Origin of the sequence: Ramlibacter albus (assembly GCF_014297445.1) — a bacterium.
GTDB lineage: Bacteria > Pseudomonadota > Gammaproteobacteria > Burkholderiales > Burkholderiaceae_C > Ramlibacter > Ramlibacter albus.
In genome coordinates, this window is the sequence record NZ_JACORU010000001.1 from 283,883 (window position 1) to 306,748 (window position 22,866).

Sequence of the window (22,866 nt, forward strand, 5' to 3'; positions counted from 1 at the left end):
CGCATTCGCCTCAGGTGGGCGCCCAGCCCTCGCCGAACTCATCGCACGTCTGCCGGAAAAGTTCGAGGATCGACTGGCGGATGTTCGCCGCGGCCCATGAGATGGCCGGGTCGCTTTGGGTCTTCTTGCTCTGGAACAGCTCGATCTGCAGGTCCGGCAGCTCGAACGGCACTTCGCGCAGCACGAGTGGCCGCTGCCGGGCCATCCCCGAGCAACATCATCCGAGGCATCGTCGCGATTAAGTCGGTGTTCGCCAGAACTTCAGCAGTCGCGGCGAATTCAGGGATGACCAGGCAGATGCTGCGCCCGAGCTGGTCTCGCCGCGTGCTCTCCAGCACCGGAGCGCTGAAGCGGTCCCCGGTCTGCACCGAGAGGTGCGACCACCGCGCGGTCTCGGCAGCATAGCCAAGTCGAGCTCGCCGTCGGCCAGTTCTTCGAGTGTTCCCTCGTGCACAGGGCGCCAGACAAGCGCCATGCCTGGCGCTGCCGCGCGCAGTCCGTTGAAGACGCGGGCGTACAGCGCGGGGTGAACGTCCGCAATGGCCAGGCGGATGACGATGCTGCTGCGCCAGGACTCGAAGTCGGACGGGTTGCGCAGGAGCGAACGGATCGATTCCAAGACGGTCTTGACCGCCGGCCACATCGCCTTGGCACGCGGTGTGGGCTCCATTTGAGTGCCGCGGCGTACCAGCAACGAGTCCCCGAACTGCTCTCGCAGTCGCGCCAGAGCATGGCTGACGGCCGAACTCGTGCGACCCAGGAGTTGGGCCGCCCGCGCCACGCTGCGCTCCCGCATCAAGACATCGAAAACGACGAGAAGGTTAAGGTCCGTGTTGGTGAGGTCGATGTCCTGTGGGGGATACATGGGACGTCCGGCGCCGGGTGAGGGCCCTAGTCTAGGGCGTCGGGCGTTCTGTCGTTCAATCCAATTCAGTTGTCATGCACATCATTCATCGGCGATGCCCGGGCCGCCTTGGAAAACCGTGAGCCAAGGTCGCTCGGCCGCGTTCAAGCGGCGTGCGCTTACCGGCAGCACTCGCGGCTGCACGTGATACGAGGACGGGACGTTGGCAGTTGGCACTGTCCGCCGCAAAGGTGCCCGATTGACATGAACGTCGCATAATCGGCTTATGGAACGTCGCCAACACTTGATCGACGATTACCGGGATGCGATGGCGAACGAGCAGCGTTTGTACGCGCTTGTGAAGGGCAAAGGCCCGGGGACTGCGGATTTCGATCTAGGTGCGTGGCAGACTTGGCTTGCTGCCGTGGAACGCACCACAGCCGCGTCGAAAGCACTTAGGGAAGGTTTTTCTGACGTCCTGTCACTCGAAGAGAAAAAGGACTGAATTCGACGTCAGGTTGCAAGCCACTCCTCCGCCGCGCGTACGTCAGTGAAGACGCGGAGCTGAAAGCCGAGCGAATTCGCAACCTTGGAACTTGTTCCAGTCGCATATTCAGGCCGAACTACGGACGCCAGCCGCTCCAGGTGAGAGAGTCGCAGTGCGACCATTTCGCCCAGACGAAACTGTTCGGTGAAAGGCGGCCCTCCTTCCGTGGCCTGCAGGTTCACCATAACGCGCGTAATGTGGCTGTCGTTCGTTCGAACGTGAACTTCGCAGAGCAGCTGGCCAAAGTTCTCCATTGTCGCCGGTCCACGCACGGTGAATGTCGCAAATCGCGGCCCCAGAGTGAAGTCAAAGTCGAACGACATGGGCCTATTCTCTTGCAATAGCGGGGCTTTTGGGCCGGCTGCACGCTCTACCTGAGCCAACGAGTGCTGGGCTCGTCGCCTTTAAGCAGCAAGGGCACGCCCGGCCAACCCGATGCCGCTGGCTAAGGGGGCCGCCAAGGCCCGGGGGCTGATTCATTCGGTCGCGCCGCGCTACGACATGTATCGCCTGCGCCAGACCTGGGCCTACTTCAGCGGCACTGCTTCCGTCGCGGACCTGCAGTCACTTCTGAGCCGAAGTCCGAGGATCTAACGAATGAGTTATCCTTTTCCGGACTGTCTGCGTTGTAGAACACAGTGCGATAAGTATTCCTCAGCTGAATAGCAACACGAGGGGAAGTGCCCCTTTGGCCGGTTGCGACCCCCCAACAACTAAAATCGGACCACCCAGTACTCCGTGGGGCAAGCGGATTCGACCTTTTGGCACGAATCGCCACGCAACGAGTGTCACCGCGTCTAAGAAGTGTGAACCTCCGCAGCGCTCAATGCACGTGACGCTCGACTGAATCAGGCATCTACTTCACTCGCGCAGGGCTTCACGTGGCCCTCCGCCGACGATCGAATGACATGCGGCACTCTGCCATTAACGGAAACAAAGTCTTCGCAGGCATCACGTCTTCCACGATCAGAATGATCCGGATTGTCTTGAGTGAGCCAAGCGGTTCAACCAACGATGCGCGTCCTGGCATTGATCTGCACAAACCCCGCGTGCGCAGCACCCTTTCTTGGCACGCCGAATAGCTCCAAGACGCGCTACTGTTCCGTGCAATGCCGACACGAGCATCAGCGGATCGACGTCGAACTTGAGGCGCGCATTGTCGAGATGTACCCCCACTATTCCAACAAGCAGATCGCGGAAACGCTTGGATGCGGGGTGAACACGGTGCGCAGCGCGGCCGATCGCCTCGACCTCTTGAAGTCGAACGCGTGGCTCTACGCCCACAACTTGCCGCTTAACGCCGAAACTCCCATGGCTCGCGAGATTGCGCAGCTCCAGAAGCAACTCACTCGCACGATCCTCAGACGAGAAAGAGAACTGACCAATGACACCGGACCAAGAAGGCGCCATCGTCGACCCGAGCCAGCCGGAGCATATAAGCGACGTACGAGCCTTGCTGATCGAGCAGCTGCGTACGCTCAAGGAGGCGCCGATGGAACGCTTGAAGGACGAGATCCAGCGCAGCAAGGCGATGAGCGAGATCGCGCAAGTCGTAGTGAATAGCGCGAAAGTGGAAGTCGACTACATCGACGCAGTGAAAGGTGCATCGGAAAGTACGTTCCTCCAGGAGCGAGAGCAGGACGAAACCTATGCACCCCCATCAACGCCGCAGAGCCCACTTCCATCTGCTCCGGTCGACGCCCTTGACCGGATCGGACCGCCGAAAAACCACCCTTGGCGCGGCAGCATTGTGCGTCACAAGCTCAAAGCTTGATTCTCGCTGACGCCGGCTCTCAATCTGCGTCCGTGCGAACGTACAAGTACAAGAGCCCAACCGGGGCGACGAACACGGCGAACACCCAGCACGCCAGCATCGTGACGAATTTGGCGAAGAGCAGCACGCCACCGTTTACGAAGAACACATTCCTGCCAAAGACGAACCCAGCCACGGCTTCGTAGACGAAGCGCGAGTACGGGTACAGCAGCGTGCTCACCACCGAGTACGCGTAGGCCTGCCAGCCCGGCGGGTACAGGTTGTCCTTGTTTCCGAAGTACATCAGCACTGGAAACATCAGCCCGAAGAAGAAGTGCCGGAAGTAGCAGGCCGGACCGAGGCCGCCGAACGTCCTCCAGAAGAGTGCAGACATCGAATTGATCCCTTTTGAGTTGTTCTCGCGCAAGACGCGCATGAACACTTCTACGTGGGAGTCCTCGTTTTTCAAGTGCGTGGCACGGAGAACAACTGTGTTGTGCCAACGACCGCTGGCTGTGCCCACCGTGCTGGCACCACCACGCCCCCTCCGTCATCCGATTGCCCAATTCAGCTTCGACTTCAATCGCGTTTCAACCGCTGAATGCGCACGCAAGTCCTTGATCTACAAGGCCTGATAGTCCCACTCTGTATTGGACTGAAGGGCCGGACCTCCCCCGAGGACCGGATCGCTTGCCAGCTAGAAATTCGTACTTCAAAATCCTCCCCACGTTCCCACCAGGGATCAGCAGGCGACCAGCTTGCATTCACCAGATCGTTGCTGCCAAGGCGGCAACGGCGGGCCCCGTCAAAGGCCACCCAACATTGAGTCCGGTCGAATTGGCCGGCTCACCAGCAACTTGTCATCGACGCCGGACATAGCGAGTTCCGGCCGCGCATCGCCGAGGATGCACGGTGACCTGTCTCCGTTCTGAGTCTTTTTGCCGAACCCATGGAAAGCGCACTGACGCCCACCTCCATGGCGGACCAAGAGGGCCGGCCCCCGGTTTGAAGCACCGCGGGAAGGAGACCTCAACGCAGATGCACGCTTAGCCGCGCATCACGTGGATGGCCGCCCACTCGGCCTCGTCGACACGTCTCGACGATTACCCCACTGCCCGTACGGGCAGTGGCCCTCCTCACGGAGGGCGGCGCCGCGAGCCAAGTCTCTTGCGGCCTACCAGGACAAGTTGCTCACGCCTCCAGACCCCCTCGCTTCCCAAGCACTCGCATTTATTTGAAAGGAAATTTTGATGAAGACTCCCGATCAACGCCGGCACCCCCGCCGCAAACGCACCACCCGTGGCTGCAACTCGCTTGCACTGCATACGGCGATGGTGTGCAATCAGCGACCAGGCGACCCGCACAAGCAGCTCAACATGCTGCTGCGCCGCTCGAACATTCCCGCCGCTTTCGGTCGCGAGCGGACCATCAGTCACAAGACGCAATACGACTTCGGCCGCGAGATGCACCGCGCCATCGACCTGTCGCGCGTGTGCCGCATGCCGATCCAGAATTTGCAGGACCTGCGACGCAAGCACGTCATTGCGTACTGCAAGCACTGGGAAAGCCTGGGCCTCGCGCCCAAGACGATCAACAAGTATGTGAGCACCATTCGGCGCTTTCTGGACTTGACCGGGAAACGTGGCGCGATTCCGGAAGGTGCCGAGTGGCGCCGGATCCTGCGCGACAACGGCATCAGCGTCGGCGGCGACCGGCCGACTGCCATCGCGAGGTTTCCAAAAGGATGGCGCGATTTCGGCCTGAACCCCGAAGAGATCATCACCGCGATCGAGGAGGAAGACGAGTTGGTCGGCTGCCAGTTGCGGATGCAGCTGCTGTTCGGCCTGCGCCTGAACGAGTCTTGCCAGATCGTGCCCGATGACAGTGACAAGGGCGACCATTTGATGGTGTGGCGTGGCACCAAAGGCGGCAAGGAGCGCGTCGTCAAGCTCAGCCGCGACGGCGAAAAGGCAGCCAAGCAGCGCGCGTTGCTCGAGCGCGCGAAGCAATTGGCCGCGCGCACCTCGAACCGGAGCCTCGGGGATCCGACGCAGTCGCTTCGCGCGGTCAAGAACCGGATGACGTACCTGGCCCGCAAGCACGGGGTCAGCAGGAAGGTGATGGGCGTGACGATGCACGGGCTTCGCCACCAATTCGCCTGCGATCTCTTTCGCGAACTCACCGGCCTGGAGCCGCCCGTGATGCGCGATGTCGACAGCACGGTCTACGGCGAGAACTTTGATCTCGTGCGGAGTGCCGTCCTCGAAATCGCGCGGCAGATGGGCCACGAGCGTGGCGAGATCACGTACGCCTACATCGGCGCGCCGAACGGCCGCGGCAAAAGCAACTAGTAAGGAAACACCAATGAATCAGTCGCCTCTCGTGATCGGCGCCCGCAGCATCGACGTGGGATATTTCAATGTGAAGTTCACCCTCGGCCGCCCGGCCTCTCATGGTGGGCCCGCACCGGTCGGGAACTTTCCCGCCATCGCACCTGTATTGCGTTCCGGCGCTGCAAGGCACATGGAAGGCGTAGCGCAACCGGACGGCTGCGTCGTGCCTATCAACGGCGTTACTTACTTCGTCGGTCCGGGCGCGGCCCAGCGTGGAAGTGGTACCGATGCCCGGCTGGTCAAAGAGGACTACGCGACCAGCGACCGCTATCTCGCACTTCTGCGCGGCGCGCTTTGGCGCATCGCGGGCGATGCGGGCGATGCGGGCGATGCCAAGGACGTTGTGATCCGGCGGCTCGGCCTGGGGCTGCCTCTCAACACGTACTTCGATGCAGCTCAGGCGCTTCGCGATCGAGCCGTCGGCGAACACGTGGTCGGCGCCGGTGCCAACGAGCGGCGCGTTACCGTGGAGCAGGCCCGTGTGATCGTCCAGCCGCAGGGCACGATCATCCACTTCGGCTACACGAACGGAGGCAAGCCGCTGGAAGGTGTCACGATGGTCGTGGACCCTGGCGGCGGCACACTCGACTGGTATCTCTCCGAGCGGACCACTCCGTACTGGGAGCGCTCGGGTGCGTATCCGAAAGCGATGCTGGCCTGTGCTTACGCTGTCGCGGATCGACTGGACCCGGGTTGGCGCGACCAGCCCGCCATCGTCGATCGCATCGATCGCGCCATCCGGGAGCAACGCTCCAGCTTCACCGTGCAAGGGCAGGAAATCCAGATGGCCGAACACCGGCCGGCGGTGGAGCAAGTGCTTGATGAGTCCATCGACCAGATGCTCACTGCAGTGGGCAAGATGGACGATGTCGATCACCTGCTGTTCACCGGTGGCGGAGCCTCGGTGTTCAGCGCGCGCTTGCAGAAGAGGTATCCCCGGCTGAAGAAGATCACGCGGATGGACGTCGACCCGATCTACTCCAATGTCCGTGGCTTCCAAGTAGTTGCGGAGGCGGACCTCGCTTCCGCGAAGGGCTGGTGAACAAGGTGGCCGCAAGGCCTGGAAGGCGTCTCCAGCATCGCGTCTCGCTCGATCCAGCGATGGGGCCACTGTACGAGTGGCTCCAGTCGCTGGACGCGAAGACGCGAGCGCGAGAGGTGACTTACCTCCTGCGGCTTGGAGGCGAGGTACATCTTGGGACGCGATCCATTGCAGTGGGATCGGTGGGAGCGCACTTGTCGAGCCAGGCGGCGACTTCGACAGCACCCACCGCCGCCCCAGGGCCGGAGGGCGCACTCGCGGCGATGGCCGACTGGAATCTTCTGCAAATGAGCACGCCACCACGCCGCGCTTCTTGAAGTGCAGGGGTCGTGTCTTGACATCGTCGCAACTCGTGGGAGCCTGAACTTGCGAAAGGAACAACCATGAACCACATCCAAGTTTCAAATCTTCAACCCTCCTGCACTCCGGCATGGCTCACGCGTGCGCTGGCGACCGCGAAGGCGCGCCACTGGCTTCTCGACTCGATCTACGGCCGGGACTTGCTGAAGGAGCGGCTGCGCCAGCTAGCGCCAGACTTTCAGATTGCGGGCCGAGGCGAAGCCTCCGAGCTCGATCCCATCCTCGAGCGACTTGTAGACGACCTTCGGGTACGCGACTGGGTGAAGCCGCGGACGCTGCGGCAGCGCATCGTGTACCTCCGCGCTGTGCTGCGCCTGACCCTGCGGGTTCGTAAAGGCCAATTCGAGTGAGCGCCCAGATGGACTGGATCTCGCTCGACGACGCGCTCGCGGGTGTGCGGCAACTCGCTGGCAGCGCGCTCGAAGCATACGAGTGCCGGCCGGGTAAGGACGCGAGGAGCGCGATGTACTGCGACTTGCCTGCATCGGTCTATCACGCGGACCGGGAGGCATTGAGCTGCTCGATGCTCAAGCCGCTTCTGGTCTCGCCCGCTCATTTCCAGGCTTCACTGCTGGAGCCCGGCAAACCCTCTCCTGCGAAGGACTTCGGGACCGTCGTTCATCTGCTGGTGCTGGAGCCGCAGAACCTCTCCGCCGAGGTTGCGGTCTTCTGCGGGGTTGCCGATGGGCGCGACCGCGATTACAAGGCCTTCGCTGCGCGCAACTCCCATCGGGTCGTGATCGACGAGCCGACGCTCCGAAAGGCGCGCGAACTGGCTCACAAGATCGCGACGACGCGCTTTCGCGGCCGGCCGCTCACGCACTTCATAGAGGAGTCGAAGACGGAGTGCAGCATCTACTTCACGGAGCCCATCACCGGATTGCGGCTGCGCGTGAGGTTCGACGCATACCATCCGGAATTCAGCTTTGATTTGAAGACGACGAGACACGCCACAAGGTCGGCTTTCGCGCGTGATGCGGTCGATCTCTCCTACGACCTGCAAGCCTATCTGTACTCACTTGCACGTGCTTCCTTCGAGGGCACAACGGGGTCCGCTCCGTTCATCTTCATCTCCGCGGAGACGGCTGCGCCGAATTCCGTGTGCACCCATCTTGCCGGCAAGACCTTCCTGGAGAACGGTGAGGCCAAGCTACGGGAGTGCCTGACGACCTACAAGGCCTGCACGATGGTGCGCCACTGGCCGGACTTGAGCTGCAGCACGACGCTGGAGATCCAGCCTTGGCAGCAGTACGTGGCCGGAAACGAAGGCCATCAGGACTGGCGTGCCGGACTCGGTTAGGCAACGTGACCCGAATCGTTTGACGTCCGAACTCCTCCCCGAATACCATTTGATTGCGGCTCCAAGTGAGTTCGAGACGACGCAAGGTCGTCATTCAACTGGGTTCCGGGTCTTTCGACCGCAAGGGACCACATCAACGGGCGGCCTATGGGCGAGCCCACACGCACACCCCGCCCTCGACGGGCGGCCCCCGCTTCCTTCCCTTGTTTCGAGCACTCATGTTGTCCGCTGAATCCACAGCCTCCGTCGCTCCCGCGCAGCCGTTCTGTCTTGCCAGGCAGGACGCGGTCAGCTTTTGCGGCGTCAAGGAAAGCTATTTCGACGAGCGCCTGCGCCCGAAGCTGCGGGAATGGCGCGCCGGCACATCAATCCTTTTTTTGCGCGAAGAACTCGAAGAGGTCTTGCGGCGCGAATTCGCGAAGGCAACCAGCACGGCCACCCAGCCTGATGCCATCCCTTCCGAAACCGAAAGCAAAGAATCCAAATGGGAAAGAAGGCAGCAGGCATCTTCCAGAACCCCAGCGGCCGCTGGGAAGTCGACAAGATCGTCGGCGGCGTGCGACTTCACCAGCGCTTTCAGAGCTTTGAAGACGCGCAAGCGTGGCTCACACGTCGGCTCGAAGAGCTGAGGCTGCGTCGCATTCATGGCGCGACGCCTCGCTACCAGTTTCATCAAGCTGCGGGCAAATTCCTGGCAGAGAACCTCGGTCTGGCTTCGATCGAGTCGTATGGCTTCCATCTCAAGGCCGTCATGCCCTACATCGGAGAACTCGCGCTTGAGGACGTGCATGACGACACGCTGAAGCCCTTTGTGGATGCGCGGCTCGCCGAAGGGACGGCGCACAAGACCATCAATTTGAGCCTTGCGTCGGTCAGGCGCGTGCTCAACCTGGCTTCGCGATCGTGGCGTGATGCTGAGACCGGCAAGCCGTGGCTCTCGTCAGCACCGCCGTTGATCAAGATGCTGCCGATCGTTGGCCACCAGCGGCCGCCTCGGCCAATCACTTGGGACGAGCAGAAGGTGCTGCTGGATGAACTGCCCGAGCATTTGCGAGAAATGGCGCTGTTCGTGCTGAACACCGGCGTACGCGATGACGTCGTGTGCAACTTGCAGTGGGAATGGGAGATTCCCATTCCGGAGCTGGGCATCTCCGTGTTCGAAACTCCGCCGGAGAACGTCAAGGGACGGCGGATGTCGAAGCTTGTCGTCTGCAACAGCGTTTCGCAAGCTGTCGTGGAACGGCAACGGGACCGCCATCCGACGCATGTATTTGTCATGGCGTGGCGTCATCGGCCGCTCGGGCCGATCGAGATGATGAACAACTCGGCTTGGCAGTCTGCGCGTCGGCGGGCGGGACTTGGTGATCTCCATGTCCATGATCTCCGGCACACGGTGGGCATGCGCCTTCGCGAGGCAGGTGTGGGTGACAAGACTCTGCGCGATGTCCTCTGGCACAGCGCAGGGAGCATCACCGACCATTACACGATGGCGCAGATTCGCGAGATTCACGGAGCGCTGGAAATGATCACGAAGCCTTCGAGCACGTGGAATCGGAGCCTGCAGTCGCTCAAGGCCGAAGCCGCACTTCGGCGCAAACGTATCAGCGCAAGCTAGTCCCAAATTCCTGCAAATGCGCGGGCTCTCGAGAGCGAACTTGAACTACCAAGCTTTCGTCCGGAATAGACGCCCGTCGTCTCCTTCATCGTGAAGAAACAGCACGACCTCTTCGGTCGAAAATACTGGAGTGGAATCGTCCGCAGGAGGGGGTAGGTCCGAATCAATCAAGGTAATGACGGGCTGCACGCCTAGGTCGGCGTATTCGCGTATCACGGCGAGCAGGTTTGCCTTCTTTCGGTTGTCGAGTGATTCAAAAACGCCGTCGTGGAACACAAAGCGTGGAAATTTCTCATCTAGATGAGAACGCAGAACTGCCAAATCGAATGCGATACACAGCAGCTTGCGATATGTATGTCCCAAGTCCGCACTCGTCGCATTGCCGGCGTCGTCGAGAATCTCTGCCTTGAATTCCAGGTGCCCTTCTTTGTTCGCGTAAACGCTTAGCAGCGCCTTGTGCGCGATGACGTCTTCCACTATCTCACTGAAGTAGAGCCGAATGGCGGAGAAGCGGCTGCTGCCATCAGCACTCTGCGCCTCAACGTCGGCTTCGATTTGAGACTGGAGGTGCGTGCAATCCTCCGAGAGAGTTCGAATCTCAGTACGTAGCTCCTGGAGCCGACGTAGAAATCCCCTTTGCTTCTCAAGCGAAGCGATGTCCGCCCGCAAGGTCACTAGATCGTCGGTGACCTGCTTGTATTTTGCGAATACGTCTGTGCTGCTAAGGAAGCCAAGCATGTCAGATCGGCGCTTCCCAAGCGTGTTCAGCTCCGTCGTGATCCGCTTTATATCGGCTTCGACGTCCGCACGCTCCTCTTGCAGGTACTTCCGGCGCTCGTCGGTCAGCGCCCGATTGAATGCGATGAGCTGCTCGAAGTCTTTCTTAATCTGGCCGGCGAACAGGACTCCCGCCTCGTCGAACAGCCGTTGCGCATCCTCCGGATTGAAGAGAATCTGATCCTCTTCCAGCGAAGCCACGATCTTCTTTCGACTCTGACTCTGGGAATAACGTTGCGAGTTGAGCGCACCAATACGAGCATCGAGCTCTTCGACAACTTGCTTGGTTCGCTCCTTGTCCTGTTGGCGGAAATCAAAAGCATCGAGAAGCTTCTGCTTCTTTTCGGCGTCCTTTTGTTTCAGCTGCAAGATGCCTTCGATCTTGCTGATGTCATCGACTGACCCACCAAGCTCCGTTTTCACGGTTTCGGCCGTAGCCCTCTTTTCTTCAAGCTGTTCCCGCTTGGCATAGTGTTGCTCGATCAGCTTGTGGTTGAACCCCAAGATGTGGGCGACATAAGGCTTCCAGTCCGAGTGGGCACCAAGGAATCGACGTAGTTGGAAGACCTCCTGGAAGTCGTCCTGTCCACGCAACTGGTAACCAAGCCCTTTCCGATAGTCCCAAGGGGAAAGAGCGCGCCAATCGAGAAGGCTATCCAGCATCTCGCGCGCGCGCTCGAAAGCGAGATCGAAGTGATCCCAGTCAGCGGCAGGGAGTTCCGCGAAGTCTTGGTGCGCGGCCTCGTGCTTTTTGAAGCTGATCTTCGTGGCTTCATCAACCCCTCGACGAACCGTGAGGTAGGTCCCATCTCCGAGTTCCAGTTCGAGGAAGAAGACGAACCCCTTGAACAGATTCTCGTGCTTGAAAAGAAAGAATTTCGGGTCGCGACCAGATAGAAAGCCGAAGTCAATCATGCGACCCAGCGTCGTCTTTCCGAGATTGTGCGTGTCCTTGTCACGGTTCTCGGGCAGCCGAATTTCAGCCAGGATCACGTTAAGACCAACTCGGAATTCAACAGGTCCGAAAAGATCGGGCTTGTTGCTGTACAGCTTAGACAGCCTCATTTGGTCCTACATATTCGATTGCGTCCGTCTTTGGCCGATACTCGACTAGGCCCAATAGGAACAGGAAGTTGAGAGCTGGCAGGAACAGCACGTCACCGCCTGCGACGGCTTTTTTTGCGAACTGCTTCATCTCGGAATAACTTTCCAAGCGACGCTTTCGCAGCCGTGCGAGCAGTAGCAGCGCCACATTGACGACTGTTCGATCAGGATGCGAGTGCTTAGACGGTCGCAACATCGTCGCCTTCCCCGATGTCGCAGTTCCAATACATGTAGAACAGCATCACGCGCGTCAGTCGCTTGTTCGCCCGCAACAATGGGTCGCGCGCGAACAGCAGGTCGACGAGATAGTTCATAACGTCGTCGAACGCGTGATAGTCCTTGCGCTTCGCAATGATCTTGAGCTGAAATTCCTCAACCACCGATTCGTACAGCCGCAGCAGTGCCTCGTTTTCAGGAGCAGCGAGGAAGGTCTTCACTTGAGCCGTGTCCTTCAAATAAAGTTTTCTCAGGCCTTTTGCATATTCCGCGCTCATATTGTTGATCTTGTTCTTCTGTTCGTACGGAACGCGCGGCGTTGGTGGCGCATCGAGCGACGTCGCAGCATTTATCTGCCGCGCAAAGGACTGAACGACATCGGAGAGTTCGTCTGGACTGACGATCAGAGGGGAGTCGAGCGGATCCAGATTTGCCTTCTCTGGTACTTCCGGAAACTCCTTAAGCCAGCTTTCGAGCTGCTCAAGCCCGCAAAGCATGATGGAGCCTTCTGGGACACCGCAAGTTGCCGCTATATGTGCCCGGATTTCACTTTCCGCATTGCCAGTTAGACGCCTGTTGGCAAAAAGCATATAGTGGTCAAGCTGCTTACCGTCATGCAGTTTCTTGATGCGTGGAATCTCTTTTCCGATGACCGTATTGTCGGAGTTGGCGTTGAAGAAGTCGGTCTCCGAGCAGCTCCGGTTGTAGCCATTCGTGTGCTTTGCTTGGACGATCACCGTCCCGTTCCAAGGAGCTGCTGTACTCGGGAGCAGTTCAGCTACGCCGACGAACTTCGCGTCTCGCCCACCATCAACGCCCTTTGCGAAACCCTGTACGGCCATCCCAAGCAGTCGACGGCAGAGCAGCACAACGAGCTGCTCAAACTGGTCTTCGCTCAGGTCTTCGTAGGCGTATTTCACAGACTGTGCGCCCAAAGACCCGAAGGTGCTTGATCGACCACTGGCGCCAGTCGAAGGAGGTACAGCAGTTCAGTCGCAGCGACGCAAAGCGGCCGAATCATCAAGTACTGCTTCATAGAGCCGAATCAATCACTTCGTGTTCTTGAGTCGCACGATGGCTGCGCGACCCTTCCTCCTTGTCCAGCGCGAGCGTAGTCATGCCCACAATGCCCGTCAACGGGAACTTCTCGACCACAGCACCCGTGTCAGTTGCACCGATAAGGCAAAGTCTCGAGTCCCCCAAAACTCCCCCAGCAAAAGAAAAGGACTCGCCCGCTTTCACGTGCAAGTCCTTGATTTTGTTGGCGCGGCTGGCAGGATTCGAACCCACGACCCCTTGGTTCGTAGCCAAGTACTCTATCCAACTGAGCTACAGCCGCTGAGCCCTCAAGTATAACAGGGCCCGGGGCGCCCCGTCCCGTCCCGCCAAACGCCCGCGCATCTGACCTGCATCAACAGCGGCCGACCGCCCCCTGCCCAGAATGGGCTGCAAGACCCCGGAGGGCCCCATGACCTACACAGATTCCGCCGAGCCGGTCCACGTCGACGCACCGCTGGCCGAGTTTTCCGAATGCCACCACGAATTCGTGGCCCGGCTGCACTCGGCCCTGTACCTGCCCGAGCTCGTGGCCGCGGCCGCGAAGGCGCGGGCCATGGCCGAGGACGTGATCGACCTGTTCACCGGGGGCGTGCTGCAGCACCACCAGGACGAGGAGCGCGAGCTCTTCCCGGCGGTCGTCGCCGCAGCCCGGCCGGGCGACGAGGAGCAGGAAGTACGGGCCATGGTCCGCAGGCTCGTCGACGAACACCGCGACACGGAGCGCCGCTGGAAGGAACTGGAGCCCGCCGTGCGGCTGATCGCCACGGGCGGCACACCTGCGATCGACCACGTGCTGCTGGAAGACCTCGTGCAGCACTTCTTCGCGCACGCGCACTACGAGGAGGAGCACTTCCTGCCCGCGGCCCAGCGCATCCTGGGGCGGCAAAGCCAGGACATGGCCGCGCTGGGCAAGGCGCTGCACACGCGCCACGCGGCGGCTTCCTAGGCTGCTACTTCGCGCAGTCCGCGGCCTGCGGCGCCGCGGCGCTTGCGGCCGGCTTGCGCAGCTTGCCGGCCGCGGAGTACATGCCCGCGGCACTGGCAAAACCCACCGAGAAAGCGACCAGTGCCACCAGCGCCATGCCGCGATAGGCCGCGGGTGCGCGGCTCGTTTCTGCGCGCTGCGCCGCCATCTGGCGGATGAGCGCCTCCGCGCGTGCGTTGCCGGGGATTTCGCTGCCGGCCTGCGACGCGGAAGTCTCCGCGGGCGTTCCAGGCCCGGCAGACTTCGCAGCCGCAATCGCGGCCATCGCCGCGATCCGCGCGCGATGCGCCTCCTGCTCGGCATGCGCCGCTTCGGCCTTCGCATACACCACGCCGCACGACGGGCACGCGTAGTCGGGTGTGGTGTCGGTGGCGCGGCGCTCGTAGCCGCACCGGATGCATGTCTTCGCCACGGCTGCCTCCATGCGCGCGAAGGGTGGTAGGGCGTGCTGGGCTCGAACCAGCGACCAAGGGATTATGAGTCCCCTGCTCTGACCAACTGAGCTAACGCCCCCTGTGTTGCCAGCCGCCGATTATCGGTTGTGGCTGAGCGCGTTGCTGACCAGCCGCGCCGTGATGTCCACGATCTGGATCATGCGGTCGTACGGCATGCGCGTGGGGCCTATCACGCCGAGCGTGCCAACCACCTGCCCGTCCACCTCGTAGGGCGAGCTCACCACGGACAGTTCCTCGAACGGCACGATCTGGCTTTCGCCGCCGATGAAGATGCGCACCCCCTCGGCCTGGCTGGACACGTCGAGCAGGCGCATGAGCTGCGTCTTCTGCTCGAAGAGCTCGAACGCATGGCGCAGGTGGCTCATGTCGCTCGCGAAATCGCTCACCGACAGCAGGTTGCGCTCGCCGGAGATCACCACCTCGTCCTGCTGCGTCATGGCCTCGCTGCTCACCTGCACCGCCGTCTGCATGAGCGTGGCGATCTCGCCGCGCAGGCTGTCCAGCTCGTTCTTCAGGCGCTCGCGCACCTCCTCGATGGCAAGGCCGGCGTAGTTGGCGTTGAGGTAGTTGGCCGCCTCGCCCAGCTGCGACTGCGTGTAGTCCGCGGCTGTGTGCACCACGCGGTTCTGCACGTCGCCGTCGGGCGAGACGATGATGACGAGGAAGCGCCGCTCGGAAAGCCGCAGGAACTCGATGTGGTGGAACACCGAGCTGCGCCGCGGCGCGACCACCACGCCGACGAACTGCGACATATTGGACAGCAACTGCGCGGCGTTCGCGATCACTTTCTGCGGCTGGTCGGGCGGCAGCGCAGGCGCGGCGGCACCGAACTCGTCGCGCCGCGCGGTGAGCATCGTGTCCACGAACAAACGGTAACCGCGGGCCGTCGGGATGCGCCCGGCCGAGGTGTGGGGGCTGGCGACAAGGCCCAGCTCCTCCAGGTCGGACATCACGTTGCGGATGGTGGCCGGCGACAGCTCCAGGCCCGACGCACGCGAGAGCGTGCGCGAGCCCACGGGCTGCCCCTCGGCGATGTAGCGCTCGATCAGGGCTTTCAACAACAGCTTGGCGCGTTCGTCGAGCATCGTTCTTGATTCTATTGTCGGCGCCGGGCCGTTTGATGATGTAATTCCCCGATGAAACCCATCTTCCGGCAGGTGGCGCTGGTCGGCAAATACCATGCTTCGGCCTCGCCGGGGCAGGCAAGTTCCACGCACGCGGCGCTGTCGGGGATCGCCGAGTTCCTCGCGTCCGAGGGTTGCGAGGTGGTGTGCGAGCGCGACACGGCCGCGAGCGCGGGCCTCACGGGCTGCCGCGCGCTGGACATCGCCGGCATCGGCGCCGAGTGCGACCTCGTGCTGGTGGTGGGCGGCGACGGCACCATGCTGGGCGTGGGCCGGCAGGTCGCGCGCTTCGGCATCCCCCTCATCGGCATCAACCAGGGGCGGCTGGGCTTCATCACCGACATCCCGCTGGGCGACTACGCCACGGTGCTGCCGCCCATGCTGCGCGGTGAGTTCGAGGAGGACCAACGCTCGCTGATGCAGGCGCGCGTGCTGCGCGGCGGCGACGCGGTGTTCGAGGCGCTGGCCATGAACGACGTGGTGGTCAACCGCGGCTCGACCTCGGGTATGGCTGAGCTGCGCGTGGAGGTCGACGGCCATTTCGTGGCCAACCAGCGAGCGGACGGCCTGATCATCGCCACACCCACGGGCTCGACGGCCTACGCGCTGTCCGCCGGTGGGCCGCTGCTGCACCCCTCGAACCCCGGCTGGGTGCTGGTGCCGATCGCGCCGCACACGCTGTCCAACCGGCCGATCGTGCTGCCGGACGCGGCGGAGATCGCGATCGAGGTGGTGGGCGGGCGCGACGTCAGCGCCAATTTCGACATGCAGTCGCTCGCCTCGCTGCAGCACGGCGACCGCATCGTGGTCTCGCGCTCGCAGCACAAGGTGCGCTTCCTGCACCCGCGCGGGTGGACGTACTTCGACACGCTGCGGCTGAAACTGCACTGGAACGAAGGCACGGTAATCTAGCGGCCATGGGACTCAAACGCATCGCACTGCGCGACTTCGTGATCGTCCGCGAGCTCGACCTGGAGCTCGCGGAAGGCTTCAGCGTGCTCACCGGCGAGACGGGCGCCGGCAAATCCATCCTGGTGGACGCCGTGCAGCTGGCGCTGGGCGCACGCGCCGAGGCGTCCGTGGTGCGCGAAGGCGCGGCGCGGGCCGAGATCAGCGCGGAGTTCGACCTGCCGGCCGGCCTGCAGCCTTGGCTGGAGGAGGCGGGCTTCGAAGGCGGCGACACGCTGCTGCTGCGCCGCGCGATCGACTCGCAGGGCAAGAGCCGTGCGTGGGTCAATGGCAGCGCCGCGACCGCGACGCAATTGCGCGAGCTGGGCGAGCAGCTCGTCGACATCCACGGCCAGCACGCGTGGCAGAGCCTCACGCGGCCGCAGTCGGTGCGCGAGTTGCTCGACGCCTATGCGGGCATCGACGCGCAGCCTCTGCTTCAACTCTGGCAGGCATGGCGCACCGCGCAGAAGACGCTCGCCGACGCGCGCAACGCGCAGGACAGCCTGCAGCGCGAGCGCGAGCGGCTGGCGTGGCAGATCGGCGAAGTAGACAAGCTCGCGCCGGGCGCGGACGAGTGGGACGAGCTGAACGCGAGCCACACGCGCCTAGCGAACGCGCAGGCGCTGCTCGATGCGGCGCAAGGTGCCATTGGTTCGCTGGAAGGCGACGACGGCGGCGGCGCGACGAGCAGCCTGTCGCAGGCCCTTGACGGGCTGCGTTCGCAGGAGGACCTGGAGCCGCAGTTCCGCGAGATCGCGGAAGTGCTGGCCTCGGCGCTCGCGCAGGCCGAAGACGCGGCGCATTCACTCCACACGTACCTGCGCAAAACCGATCTCGATCCCGAGCGGCTCGCCGAACTCGACGAACGAATGGGGCTGTGGTTGTCGCTGTCCCGCCGCTACAAGCGCACGCCCGCGGAGCTGCCCGCGCTGCTCGCCGCGTGGAAGGACGAGCTTGCCCGGCTGGACGCCGCTGCCGACCTCGCGGCGCTCGAAGCCGATGAGAAGAAGCGCCACGATGCGTATCTCGCCGAAGCGCGTTCGCTCTCGAAGGCACGCGCGAAGGCCGCCCCGCAGCTCGCCAAGGCGGTGACGCTGGCGATGCAGGGCCTCGGCATGCAAGGCGGGCGGATGGAAGTGGCGCTGGAAAAACTCGACGAACCGTCCTCTTCCGGCCTCGAACAGGTGGCCTTCCTCGTGGCGGGGCATGCGGGTGTCACGCCCCGTCCGATCGCGAAGGTCGCTTCCGGTGGCGAGTTGTCGCGCATCGCGCTCGCGATTGCCGTGACCACGAGCCGGCTGGGCACCGCGCAGACGCTCATCTTCGACGAGGTGGATTCCGGCGTCGGCGGTGCCGTTGCCGAGACCGTCGGCCGCCTGATGAAGCAGCTCGGCCGCGACCGGCAGGTGCTGGCGGTCACGCACCTGCCGCAGGTTGCGTCGTGCGCGGACCATCACCTCGTCGTCGCGAAGCGCGGCGACGCGAAGGGCGTGGCCAGCACGGTCGCGCCGGTCGAAGGCGAGAAGCGCGTGGCCGAGGTCGCGCGCATGCTCGGTGGCGAGCGCCTGTCGGGCACGACGCTGGCGCATGCCAAGGAGATGCTGGGGATCCAGTGATGAGCAACGGCGGCGACCTCATCCTCGTCACGGGCATGTCCGGCTCGGGCAAGTCGGTGGCGCTGCGCGCGCTGGAGGATGCGGGCTACTACTGCGTCGACAACCTGCCGCCGGAGCTGCTGCTCTCTTTCGTGGCGCTGGAGCGGCAGCATGGCGCGCGCCGCGTGGCGATCGCCATCGACGTGCGCAGCGGCACGTCGCTGCCACTCGTGCTGCCTCAGTTGCGCGAATTGAATTCGCAGGGCGTCGCGATCCGCGCGCTGTTCCTCGACGCCAACACCGACACGCTCGTGCGACGCTTCTCCGAGACGCGGCGCAGGCACCCGCTGTCCAGCGGTGCGCACACCGACCAGCAGCGCGCGCTGGTCGAAGCCATCGAGGTCGAGCGCGAACTGCTCGCCGAGATCCGCGACCAGGCCCACGTCATCGACAGCAGCGTGCTGCGGCCCGCGCAGTTGCAGGGCTACGTGAAGTCGCTGCTGTTCGCGCCGCCGAGCCAGCTGACGCTGGTGTTCGAGTCGTTCGCGTTCAAGCGCGGCATCCCGGTAGATGCGGACTACGTGTTCGACGTGCGCATGCTGCCCAACCCGCACTACGAGCCGGAGCTGAAGGACCTGACTGGGCTCGACGCGCCCGTGATCGAGTACCTCGAGCGTTATCCCGAAGTCGAACGCATGTACCTCGACATCGAGGGCTTCCTGCAGCGCTGGCTGCAGCCGCTGGCCGGCAACCAGCGCAGCTACGTCACCGTGGCGATCGGCTGCACGGGTGGGCAGCACCGCTCGGTGTACTTGGTCGAGCGTCTGGCCGCGGCATTCGCGTCGAAGTGGACGACGCTCAAGCGGCACCGCGAGCGCGACGCGGGTTAGCCCGCCAGCAGCTTGCGGATCGGCGAGGGCAGGCCCAACGCGCTGAACTGCGAAGGCGCGAACCACTCGCTCTGGGGCGGCCGCCATGTCTGCGGCACATCCACGATGACCGGGTGCAGGTGCAGGTCCTTGTGCGTGAGCACGTGCTTGACCGGCTCGGCCTCCTGCGCCTCGCACCGCTTGGGTAGAGCCGCATCGAGCTCATCGCGGGTCGCAAAAAGCGGCAGGCAATACAGCCCCGCCCAAACGCCGGGCGTCGGCCGCTTCTGCAGCCACGTTTCGCCTTGCGTCGAGCGCGCATGCAGCAGCCAGATCGATTCGGCCGTGCGCTTGAGCTTCTTCGTCTTGACCGGATACCGCTCGGGCTCCTTCGCGCGGCAAAGGCCGTTGACCGGGCACACGAGGCAGCTAGGGTTGCGCGGCAGGCACACCGTGGCGCCGAGGTCCATCAGCCCTTGCGTGTAGCGCGGCATCGCATCGCGGCGCGCGGGCAGAAGCGCGGTCGCCTGGTCCCACAACGCGTTCACGTTCGCAGTCGACGCAAGGTCCGCATCGAACGCCAGCACGCGCGCCAGCACACGCTTGACGTTGCCGTCGAGGATGGCAACGCGTTCGCCGAAGCAGAACGACGCGATCGCGGCGGCCGTCGATCGGCCGATACCGGGCAAAGTCTCGAGTTCGGCGGCCGTGCGCGGGAACTCGCCGCCGAATCGCGCGACGACGTCCTGCGCGCATGCATGCAGGTTGCGCGCACGGCTGTAGTAGCCGAGCCCGCTCCACAGAGCCAGCACTTCGTCGAGACCGGCTGCAGCCAGTGCGCGAACATCGGGAAACCGCTGCAGGAAGCGCGCGTAGTAATCGAGCACCGTGGTCACCTGCGTCTGCTGCAGCATCACCTCGGACAACCAGACGCGATACGGGTCGCGCGTCTGCTGCCACGGCAGGCTGTTACGCCCATGCGTTGCCTGCCAGCGCACCACGCGGCCGGCGAAATTTTCCTCGCGGGAGGTCATGCGGTCTTGAGCGCGGGTTCGTCGTTCGTCTGCGCGGCAGGCACCTGCGTGAGGTGCGCCGTCAGCTCGCCGAGCTTGGCGTCCAGCTCGTCGAGCGCCTTCTCCTGCGTCTCGATCTCCGCGATGCGGTCGTCGAGGCCGCTGGCCGCCTGCTGGATGCGCTCGATGGCTTCGAGGCGGCGGCCGAAGTTGCGGCGGCGCTCGCGCAATTGCGCGTCGAGTTGCGCGGCCGCGGACTTGTTCCACAGCTCCACTTCGCCGAGCGCCGACTCGTAGACCACGCGCAGCCGGGTGGCCAGCGCACGCACGAGGCGATCCGCGAACTCGGGCTGGGCAAGCCGCAGCGCATTGCCGACACCCAGGTACTGGTTGTGGCTGCGCTCGACGAGGTCCAGGTCGCGCTCGTAGCGCGCGAGGTCCGGCTCGCGCGGCGCCTGCAGCGAGAAGCCGTATTCCGCGTTCAGCTGCCGGAACGTGCCGGTGAGCATCGACTGGATTTCCGCGCTGGTCTTCTGCGCCTGGTTCAGCCCCGCGCGCAGCCGCGTGAACGTCTCCGCATAGGCCTTCTTCACGCCCAGCTTGATGCCGGGCTGGCGCAGCGCGGAGGTGAGCTCGCCCATCTCGGCCTTCAGCGTGCTGGTGCCCAGCAGCGTGAACACTTCGCGCAGCAGCTTCAGGTGCACCGAGCGCACGGCGTGGATCTTCGCGCCGCTCGCGTCGAAGTCACCCTGCTCCTGCTCGATGCGCGCGCGCATGTGCTTGATGACCGACATGTTCTTGCCGCGCAGGCCCTTGAGCTCCACCATCTGCTCGGCGAGGTCGCGCCGGCGGATGTTGATCACGCGCGCGCCTTCGGTGCGCAGCTCGCTGATGCTCTGCGCGACGGCCGTGCGCAGGATGCCTTGGCGCTGGCCGAGCACGCCGTTTGCAAGCGCCTGCTCCAGCACGGGCAACCGGCTTTGCTCCAGCAGCTGTGCGTCGCTGTTGACCTTGGCGACGAGGCCCTTCTGCGCGGAAACCGGGATGACGCGGTCCTGCGGCAGCTGCAGGATCTCCGCCGTCGTCGAGCGCTGGCGGTCGATCTGCGACTGCACCTGCTGCGGCGTGGACAGCGAGTCCCACATCGTGTCGATCTTGTTCAGGACCACGAGGCGCGAGTCGACGTTGCTCTCGTTGTCCTCGGCGATGAGGTGTTCCTTCCAGATCGCGAGGTCGGACTTGGTGACGCCCGTGTCCGCCGCGAGGATGAACACCACCGCATGCGCCTGCGGGATGAGGTTGACCGTCAGCTCCGGCTCGGCGCCGATGGCGTTGAGGCCCGGCGTGTCGAGGATGACCAGGCCCTGCTTGAGCAGCGGGTGCGCGATGTTGATCAGCGCGTGGCGCCACTTGGGCACCTCGTACAGCCCGTCGCTGCCGGGCATGGGGTTGTCTTCAGGGACGTCGTCGTGCCAGAAGCCCAGCGCCTTGGCTTCTTCCTGCGTGACGCGGCGCACTTCGGACACCTTCTCGATCGCCTGCGCGAGCTGCGAGGGGTCGTTGACGTCCAGGTCGAGGCGGGTCCACTTCTCCGGGACCATGCGCCACTCCATCAGCGGCTGCGGCTGCAGGCGCGTCTCGATCGGCAGCAGGCGCAGGCACGGCGGCACTTCCGCGTCGTACCCCAGCTCGGTGGGGCACATCGTGGTGCGGCCGGCGCTGGCCGGCATGATGCGGCGCTTGTAGCCGGCGAAGAAGATCGCGTTGATCAGCTCCGACTTGCCGCGCGAGAACTCGGCAACGAAGGCCACCATCACCTTGTCGGAGCGCATCTGGCCTTCGAGGCGCTTCAGGCGCTCTTCGACCGCGCTATCGAGCAGTTCGTGGTCCTTCAGCCACTCCGCCAGCAGTTTCAGGCGCAGGGCGAATTCGCGCCGCCATACGCCATGCTGGTCGAATTGTTCGTTGAAGGAGGTTGCCACGACACTTTCCTGCCGGGTCACTATAGCATTCGGCCCCAGCGCGCCATTCAGGATTTCTGGCAATGGGGGCAGTAATAAGTTGCACGCTGGCCCTGCACGATGCGCTTGATGGGCGTGCCGCACGCACGGCAGGGCTGGCCCTCGCGGTCGTACACCATGGCCTCGAGCTGGAAGTAGCCGCCCTGCCCCTGCGCGTTGGAGAAGTCGCGCAGCGTGCTGCCGCCCTTTTCCACCGCCTTGGCCAGCACCTCCTTGATCGCCTTGTGCAGCTTCGCGGCGCGCGGCGCGCTGATTCGCGAAGCGCGAAGCGTCGGCCGGATGCCGGCGAGGAACAGCGCCTCGGACGCATAGATGTTGCCCACGCCCACCACGATGTCGCCCGCCAGCAGCACCTGCTTGATCGAGGCGTTGCGGCCTTTCAGGGCGGCGTGGAATTCGCGGGCGTCGAAGCCCTCATCGAGCGGCTCCACGCCGAGGCCGCCCAGCAGCTTCGCGGCTGGCTCCACGTCCACCGACTCCGAATAGACGATCGCGCCGAAGCGGCGGGGGTCGTTCAGGCGCAGCACGCCGCGCGTGGTGACCAGGTCGAAGTGGTCGTGCAGCCCTGATTCGGGCAGCTTGTCGTCGAAGAGCAGGCTGCCCGACATGCCCAGGTGCAGCAGCAGCACGCCCCGGTCCAGGTCCACGAGCAGGTACTTGCCGCGGCGGCGCACCGCTTCGACGGTGCGGCCCGCCAGCGCGCCCGGCTGGACGCCCAGCGGCCAGCGCAGCGGCTTGCCCAGGTGCAGGGCAAGGATGCGCGCGCCGGAGATGCGGTCTGCAAAGCTGCGGCGGGTGACTTCGACTTCGGGTAGCTCTGGCACCGGCGGATTATTATGGGTG

The 22,866-nt window shown here is 63.7% G+C and carries 24 protein-coding genes and 2 tRNA genes; 11 read left to right on the forward strand and 15 right to left on the reverse strand.

Annotated elements, in window-relative coordinates; translation table 11 throughout:
• Positions 1-10: 10 nt before the first annotated feature.
• Both H8R02_RS01330 and H8R02_RS01335 read right to left on the reverse strand, forming a co-directional pair.
• Positions 11-205: a type 2 periplasmic-binding domain-containing protein gene (locus H8R02_RS01330; RefSeq protein WP_187079541.1), complete on the reverse strand. Its 195-nt coding sequence runs from the start codon at positions 203-205 to the stop codon at positions 11-13.
• Between the two features lie 33 nt (positions 206-238).
• Positions 239-865, reverse strand: coding sequence for a LysR family transcriptional regulator (locus H8R02_RS01335; protein ID WP_187079542.1), 627 nt, complete (start codon positions 863-865; stop codon positions 239-241).
• Between the two features lie 265 nt (positions 866-1,130).
• Between H8R02_RS01335 and H8R02_RS01340 the strand changes: the two genes are divergently transcribed.
• The gene (locus H8R02_RS01340; protein WP_187079543.1) at positions 1,131-1,349 is read left to right on the forward strand and encodes a hypothetical protein; all 219 of its coding nucleotides are present in this window, start codon (positions 1,131-1,133) and stop codon (positions 1,347-1,349) included.
• 8 nt (positions 1,350-1,357) lie between these two features.
• Here H8R02_RS01340 and H8R02_RS01345 read toward each other — a convergent pair whose 3' ends face one another.
• Positions 1,358-1,714 carry a hypothetical protein gene (locus H8R02_RS01345; protein WP_187079544.1) on the reverse strand — a complete coding sequence of 119 codons (357 nt, stop codon included), beginning with the start codon at positions 1,712-1,714 and terminating at the stop codon, positions 1,358-1,360.
• 1,061 nt (positions 1,715-2,775) lie between these two features.
• Between H8R02_RS01345 and H8R02_RS01350 the strand changes: the two genes are divergently transcribed.
• The gene (locus tag H8R02_RS01350) at positions 2,776-3,165 is read left to right on the forward strand and encodes a hypothetical protein (protein WP_187079545.1); all 390 of its coding nucleotides are present in this window, start codon (positions 2,776-2,778) and stop codon (positions 3,163-3,165) included.
• 19 nt (positions 3,166-3,184) lie between these two features.
• Here H8R02_RS01350 and H8R02_RS01355 read toward each other — a convergent pair whose 3' ends face one another.
• The gene (locus tag H8R02_RS01355; protein ID WP_187079546.1) at positions 3,185-3,538 is read right to left on the reverse strand and encodes a hypothetical protein; all 354 of its coding nucleotides are present in this window, start codon (positions 3,536-3,538) and stop codon (positions 3,185-3,187) included.
• Positions 3,539-4,394: 856 nt separating this feature from the next.
• Here H8R02_RS01355 and H8R02_RS01360 point away from each other — a divergent pair.
• The 5 genes from H8R02_RS01360 (at position 4,395) to H8R02_RS01380 (ending at position 9,854) form a co-directional block, all read left to right on the forward strand.
• Positions 4,395-5,495 (forward strand): integrase domain-containing protein, encoded by a 1,101-nt coding sequence (locus H8R02_RS01360; protein WP_187079547.1) that lies wholly within the window; start codon positions 4,395-4,397, stop codon positions 5,493-5,495.
• Positions 5,496-5,508: 13 nt separating this feature from the next.
• The gene (locus H8R02_RS01365; protein WP_187079548.1) at positions 5,509-6,579 is read left to right on the forward strand and encodes a ParM/StbA family protein; all 1,071 of its coding nucleotides are present in this window, start codon (positions 5,509-5,511) and stop codon (positions 6,577-6,579) included.
• 383 nt (positions 6,580-6,962) lie between these two features.
• Positions 6,963-7,289 carry a hypothetical protein gene (locus tag H8R02_RS01370; RefSeq protein WP_187079549.1) on the forward strand — a complete coding sequence of 109 codons (327 nt, stop codon included), beginning with the start codon at positions 6,963-6,965 and terminating at the stop codon, positions 7,287-7,289.
• Positions 7,290-7,297: 8 nt separating this feature from the next.
• Positions 7,298-8,239 carry a PD-(D/E)XK nuclease-like domain-containing protein gene (locus H8R02_RS01375; RefSeq protein ID WP_187079550.1) on the forward strand — a complete coding sequence of 314 codons (942 nt, stop codon included), beginning with the start codon at positions 7,298-7,300 and terminating at the stop codon, positions 8,237-8,239.
• 484 nt (positions 8,240-8,723) lie between these two features.
• Positions 8,724-9,854 carry a tyrosine-type recombinase/integrase gene (locus H8R02_RS01380; RefSeq protein WP_187079551.1) on the forward strand — a complete coding sequence of 377 codons (1,131 nt, stop codon included), beginning with the start codon at positions 8,724-8,726 and terminating at the stop codon, positions 9,852-9,854.
• A 45-nt stretch (positions 9,855-9,899) separates the two neighbouring features.
• On the opposite strand, the gene H8R02_RS01385 is transcribed toward H8R02_RS01380, so the two are convergent.
• From H8R02_RS01385 to H8R02_RS01400, 5 genes are all read right to left on the reverse strand, one after another.
• Positions 9,900-11,696, reverse strand: coding sequence for a DUF2326 domain-containing protein (locus H8R02_RS01385; protein ID WP_187079552.1), 1,797 nt, complete (start codon positions 11,694-11,696; stop codon positions 9,900-9,902).
• Positions 11,683-11,931 carry an ABC-three component system middle component 8 gene (locus tag H8R02_RS30745; protein ID WP_354004855.1) on the reverse strand — a complete coding sequence of 83 codons (249 nt, stop codon included), beginning with the start codon at positions 11,929-11,931 and terminating at the stop codon, positions 11,683-11,685. The genes H8R02_RS01385 and H8R02_RS30745 overlap by 14 nt, the downstream gene beginning before the upstream one ends.
• Positions 11,915-12,871: an ABC-three component system protein gene (locus tag H8R02_RS01390; protein ID WP_187079553.1), complete on the reverse strand. Its 957-nt coding sequence runs from the start codon at positions 12,869-12,871 to the stop codon at positions 11,915-11,917. The genes H8R02_RS30745 and H8R02_RS01390 overlap by 17 nt, the downstream gene beginning before the upstream one ends.
• Positions 12,872-12,983: 112 nt before the next feature.
• Positions 12,984-13,241 carry a hypothetical protein gene (locus H8R02_RS01395; protein ID WP_187079554.1) on the reverse strand — a complete coding sequence of 86 codons (258 nt, stop codon included), beginning with the start codon at positions 13,239-13,241 and terminating at the stop codon, positions 12,984-12,986.
• A tRNA-Arg gene (locus H8R02_RS01400) sits at positions 13,214-13,290 on the reverse strand. The genes H8R02_RS01395 and H8R02_RS01400 overlap by 28 nt, the downstream gene beginning before the upstream one ends.
• A 129-nt stretch (positions 13,291-13,419) precedes the next feature.
• On the opposite strand from H8R02_RS01400, the gene H8R02_RS01405 reads away from it, so the two are divergent.
• Positions 13,420-13,956 carry a hemerythrin domain-containing protein gene (locus tag H8R02_RS01405; RefSeq protein ID WP_187079555.1) on the forward strand — a complete coding sequence of 179 codons (537 nt, stop codon included), beginning with the start codon at positions 13,420-13,422 and terminating at the stop codon, positions 13,954-13,956.
• 4 nt (positions 13,957-13,960) lie between these two features.
• On the opposite strand, the gene H8R02_RS01410 is transcribed toward H8R02_RS01405, so the two are convergent.
• The 3 genes from H8R02_RS01410 to hrcA form a co-directional block, all read right to left on the reverse strand.
• Positions 13,961-14,407 carry a hypothetical protein gene (locus tag H8R02_RS01410; protein ID WP_187079556.1) on the reverse strand — a complete coding sequence of 149 codons (447 nt, stop codon included), beginning with the start codon at positions 14,405-14,407 and terminating at the stop codon, positions 13,961-13,963.
• A gap of 24 nt (positions 14,408-14,431) precedes the next feature.
• Positions 14,432-14,508 (reverse strand) — tRNA-Ile (locus H8R02_RS01415).
• Between the two features lie 19 nt (positions 14,509-14,527).
• The gene (hrcA, locus tag H8R02_RS01420; RefSeq protein WP_187079557.1) at positions 14,528-15,535 is read right to left on the reverse strand and encodes a heat-inducible transcriptional repressor HrcA; all 1,008 of its coding nucleotides are present in this window, start codon (positions 15,533-15,535) and stop codon (positions 14,528-14,530) included.
• 51 nt (positions 15,536-15,586) lie between these two features.
• On the opposite strand from hrcA, the gene H8R02_RS01425 reads away from it, so the two are divergent.
• The 3 genes from H8R02_RS01425 to rapZ are packed head-to-tail and all read left to right on the forward strand — an operon-like array spanning position 15,587 to position 19,010.
• The gene (locus H8R02_RS01425) at positions 15,587-16,486 is read left to right on the forward strand and encodes an NAD kinase (RefSeq protein ID WP_187079558.1); all 900 of its coding nucleotides are present in this window, start codon (positions 15,587-15,589) and stop codon (positions 16,484-16,486) included.
• A 5-nt stretch (positions 16,487-16,491) separates the two neighbouring features.
• On the forward strand, positions 16,492-18,141 hold the full coding sequence (gene recN, locus H8R02_RS01430) for a DNA repair protein RecN (protein ID WP_187079559.1): 1,650 nt from the start codon (positions 16,492-16,494) through the stop codon (positions 18,139-18,141).
• Entirely contained in the window at positions 18,141-19,010 is an 870-nt protein-coding gene (gene rapZ, locus H8R02_RS01435; protein ID WP_187079560.1) for an RNase adapter RapZ, read from the forward strand. The genes recN and rapZ overlap by 1 nt, the downstream gene beginning before the upstream one ends.
• Here rapZ and mutY read toward each other — a convergent pair.
• Genes mutY through mutM form a run of 3 tightly spaced genes read right to left on the reverse strand, consistent with a single transcriptional unit; the run spans position 19,007 to position 22,847 of the window.
• Positions 19,007-20,023, reverse strand: a complete 1,017-nt coding sequence (gene mutY, locus H8R02_RS01440; RefSeq protein ID WP_187079561.1) for an A/G-specific adenine glycosylase — start codon at positions 20,021-20,023, stop codon at positions 19,007-19,009. The two genes, rapZ and mutY, sit on opposite strands and share 4 nt — an antisense overlap.
• Complete coding sequence (locus tag H8R02_RS01445) at positions 20,020-21,984, reverse strand: dynamin family protein (RefSeq protein WP_187079562.1); 1,965 nt, start codon at positions 21,982-21,984, stop codon at positions 20,020-20,022. Before H8R02_RS01445 ends, mutY begins: the two co-directional genes overlap by 4 nt.
• A 47-nt stretch (positions 21,985-22,031) precedes the next feature.
• Positions 22,032-22,847: a bifunctional DNA-formamidopyrimidine glycosylase/DNA-(apurinic or apyrimidinic site) lyase gene (mutM, locus tag H8R02_RS01450; RefSeq protein WP_187079563.1), complete on the reverse strand. Its 816-nt coding sequence runs from the start codon at positions 22,845-22,847 to the stop codon at positions 22,032-22,034.
• Between the last annotated feature and the right edge of the window lie 19 nt (positions 22,848-22,866).

Bases quoted from the DNA above. Each gene is read 5' to 3' on its own strand.
- H8R02_RS01330 (WP_187079541.1), bottom strand. From the start codon at position 205: ATGGCCCGGCAGCGGCCACTCGTGCTGCGCGAAGTGCCGTTCGAGCTG.
- H8R02_RS01335 (WP_187079542.1), bottom strand. From the start codon at position 865: ATGTATCCCCCACAGGACATCGACCTCACCAACACGGACCTTAACCTT.
- H8R02_RS01340 (WP_187079543.1), top strand. From the start codon at position 1,131: ATGGAACGTCGCCAACACTTGATCGACGATTACCGGGATGCGATGGCG.
- H8R02_RS01345 (WP_187079544.1), bottom strand. From the start codon at position 1,714: ATGTCGTTCGACTTTGACTTCACTCTGGGGCCGCGATTTGCGACATTC.
- H8R02_RS01350 (WP_187079545.1), top strand. From the start codon at position 2,776: ATGACACCGGACCAAGAAGGCGCCATCGTCGACCCGAGCCAGCCGGAG.
- H8R02_RS01355 (WP_187079546.1), bottom strand. From the start codon at position 3,538: ATGTCTGCACTCTTCTGGAGGACGTTCGGCGGCCTCGGTCCGGCCTGC.
- H8R02_RS01360 (WP_187079547.1), top strand. From the start codon at position 4,395: ATGAAGACTCCCGATCAACGCCGGCACCCCCGCCGCAAACGCACCACC.
- H8R02_RS01365 (WP_187079548.1), top strand. From the start codon at position 5,509: ATGAATCAGTCGCCTCTCGTGATCGGCGCCCGCAGCATCGACGTGGGA.
- H8R02_RS01370 (WP_187079549.1), top strand. From the start codon at position 6,963: ATGAACCACATCCAAGTTTCAAATCTTCAACCCTCCTGCACTCCGGCA.
- H8R02_RS01375 (WP_187079550.1), top strand. From the start codon at position 7,298: ATGGACTGGATCTCGCTCGACGACGCGCTCGCGGGTGTGCGGCAACTC.
- H8R02_RS01380 (WP_187079551.1), top strand. From the start codon at position 8,724: ATGGGAAAGAAGGCAGCAGGCATCTTCCAGAACCCCAGCGGCCGCTGG.
- H8R02_RS01385 (WP_187079552.1), bottom strand. From the start codon at position 11,696: ATGAGGCTGTCTAAGCTGTACAGCAACAAGCCCGATCTTTTCGGACCT.
- H8R02_RS30745 (WP_354004855.1), bottom strand. From the start codon at position 11,931: ATGTTGCGACCGTCTAAGCACTCGCATCCTGATCGAACAGTCGTCAAT.
- H8R02_RS01405 (WP_187079555.1), top strand. From the start codon at position 13,420: ATGACCTACACAGATTCCGCCGAGCCGGTCCACGTCGACGCACCGCTG.
- hrcA (WP_187079557.1), bottom strand. From the start codon at position 15,535: ATGCTCGACGAACGCGCCAAGCTGTTGTTGAAAGCCCTGATCGAGCGC.
- H8R02_RS01425 (WP_187079558.1), top strand. From the start codon at position 15,587: ATGAAACCCATCTTCCGGCAGGTGGCGCTGGTCGGCAAATACCATGCT.
- recN (WP_187079559.1), top strand. From the start codon at position 16,492: ATGGGACTCAAACGCATCGCACTGCGCGACTTCGTGATCGTCCGCGAG.
- rapZ (WP_187079560.1), top strand. From the start codon at position 18,141: ATGAGCAACGGCGGCGACCTCATCCTCGTCACGGGCATGTCCGGCTCG.
- mutY (WP_187079561.1), bottom strand. From the start codon at position 20,023: ATGACCTCCCGCGAGGAAAATTTCGCCGGCCGCGTGGTGCGCTGGCAG.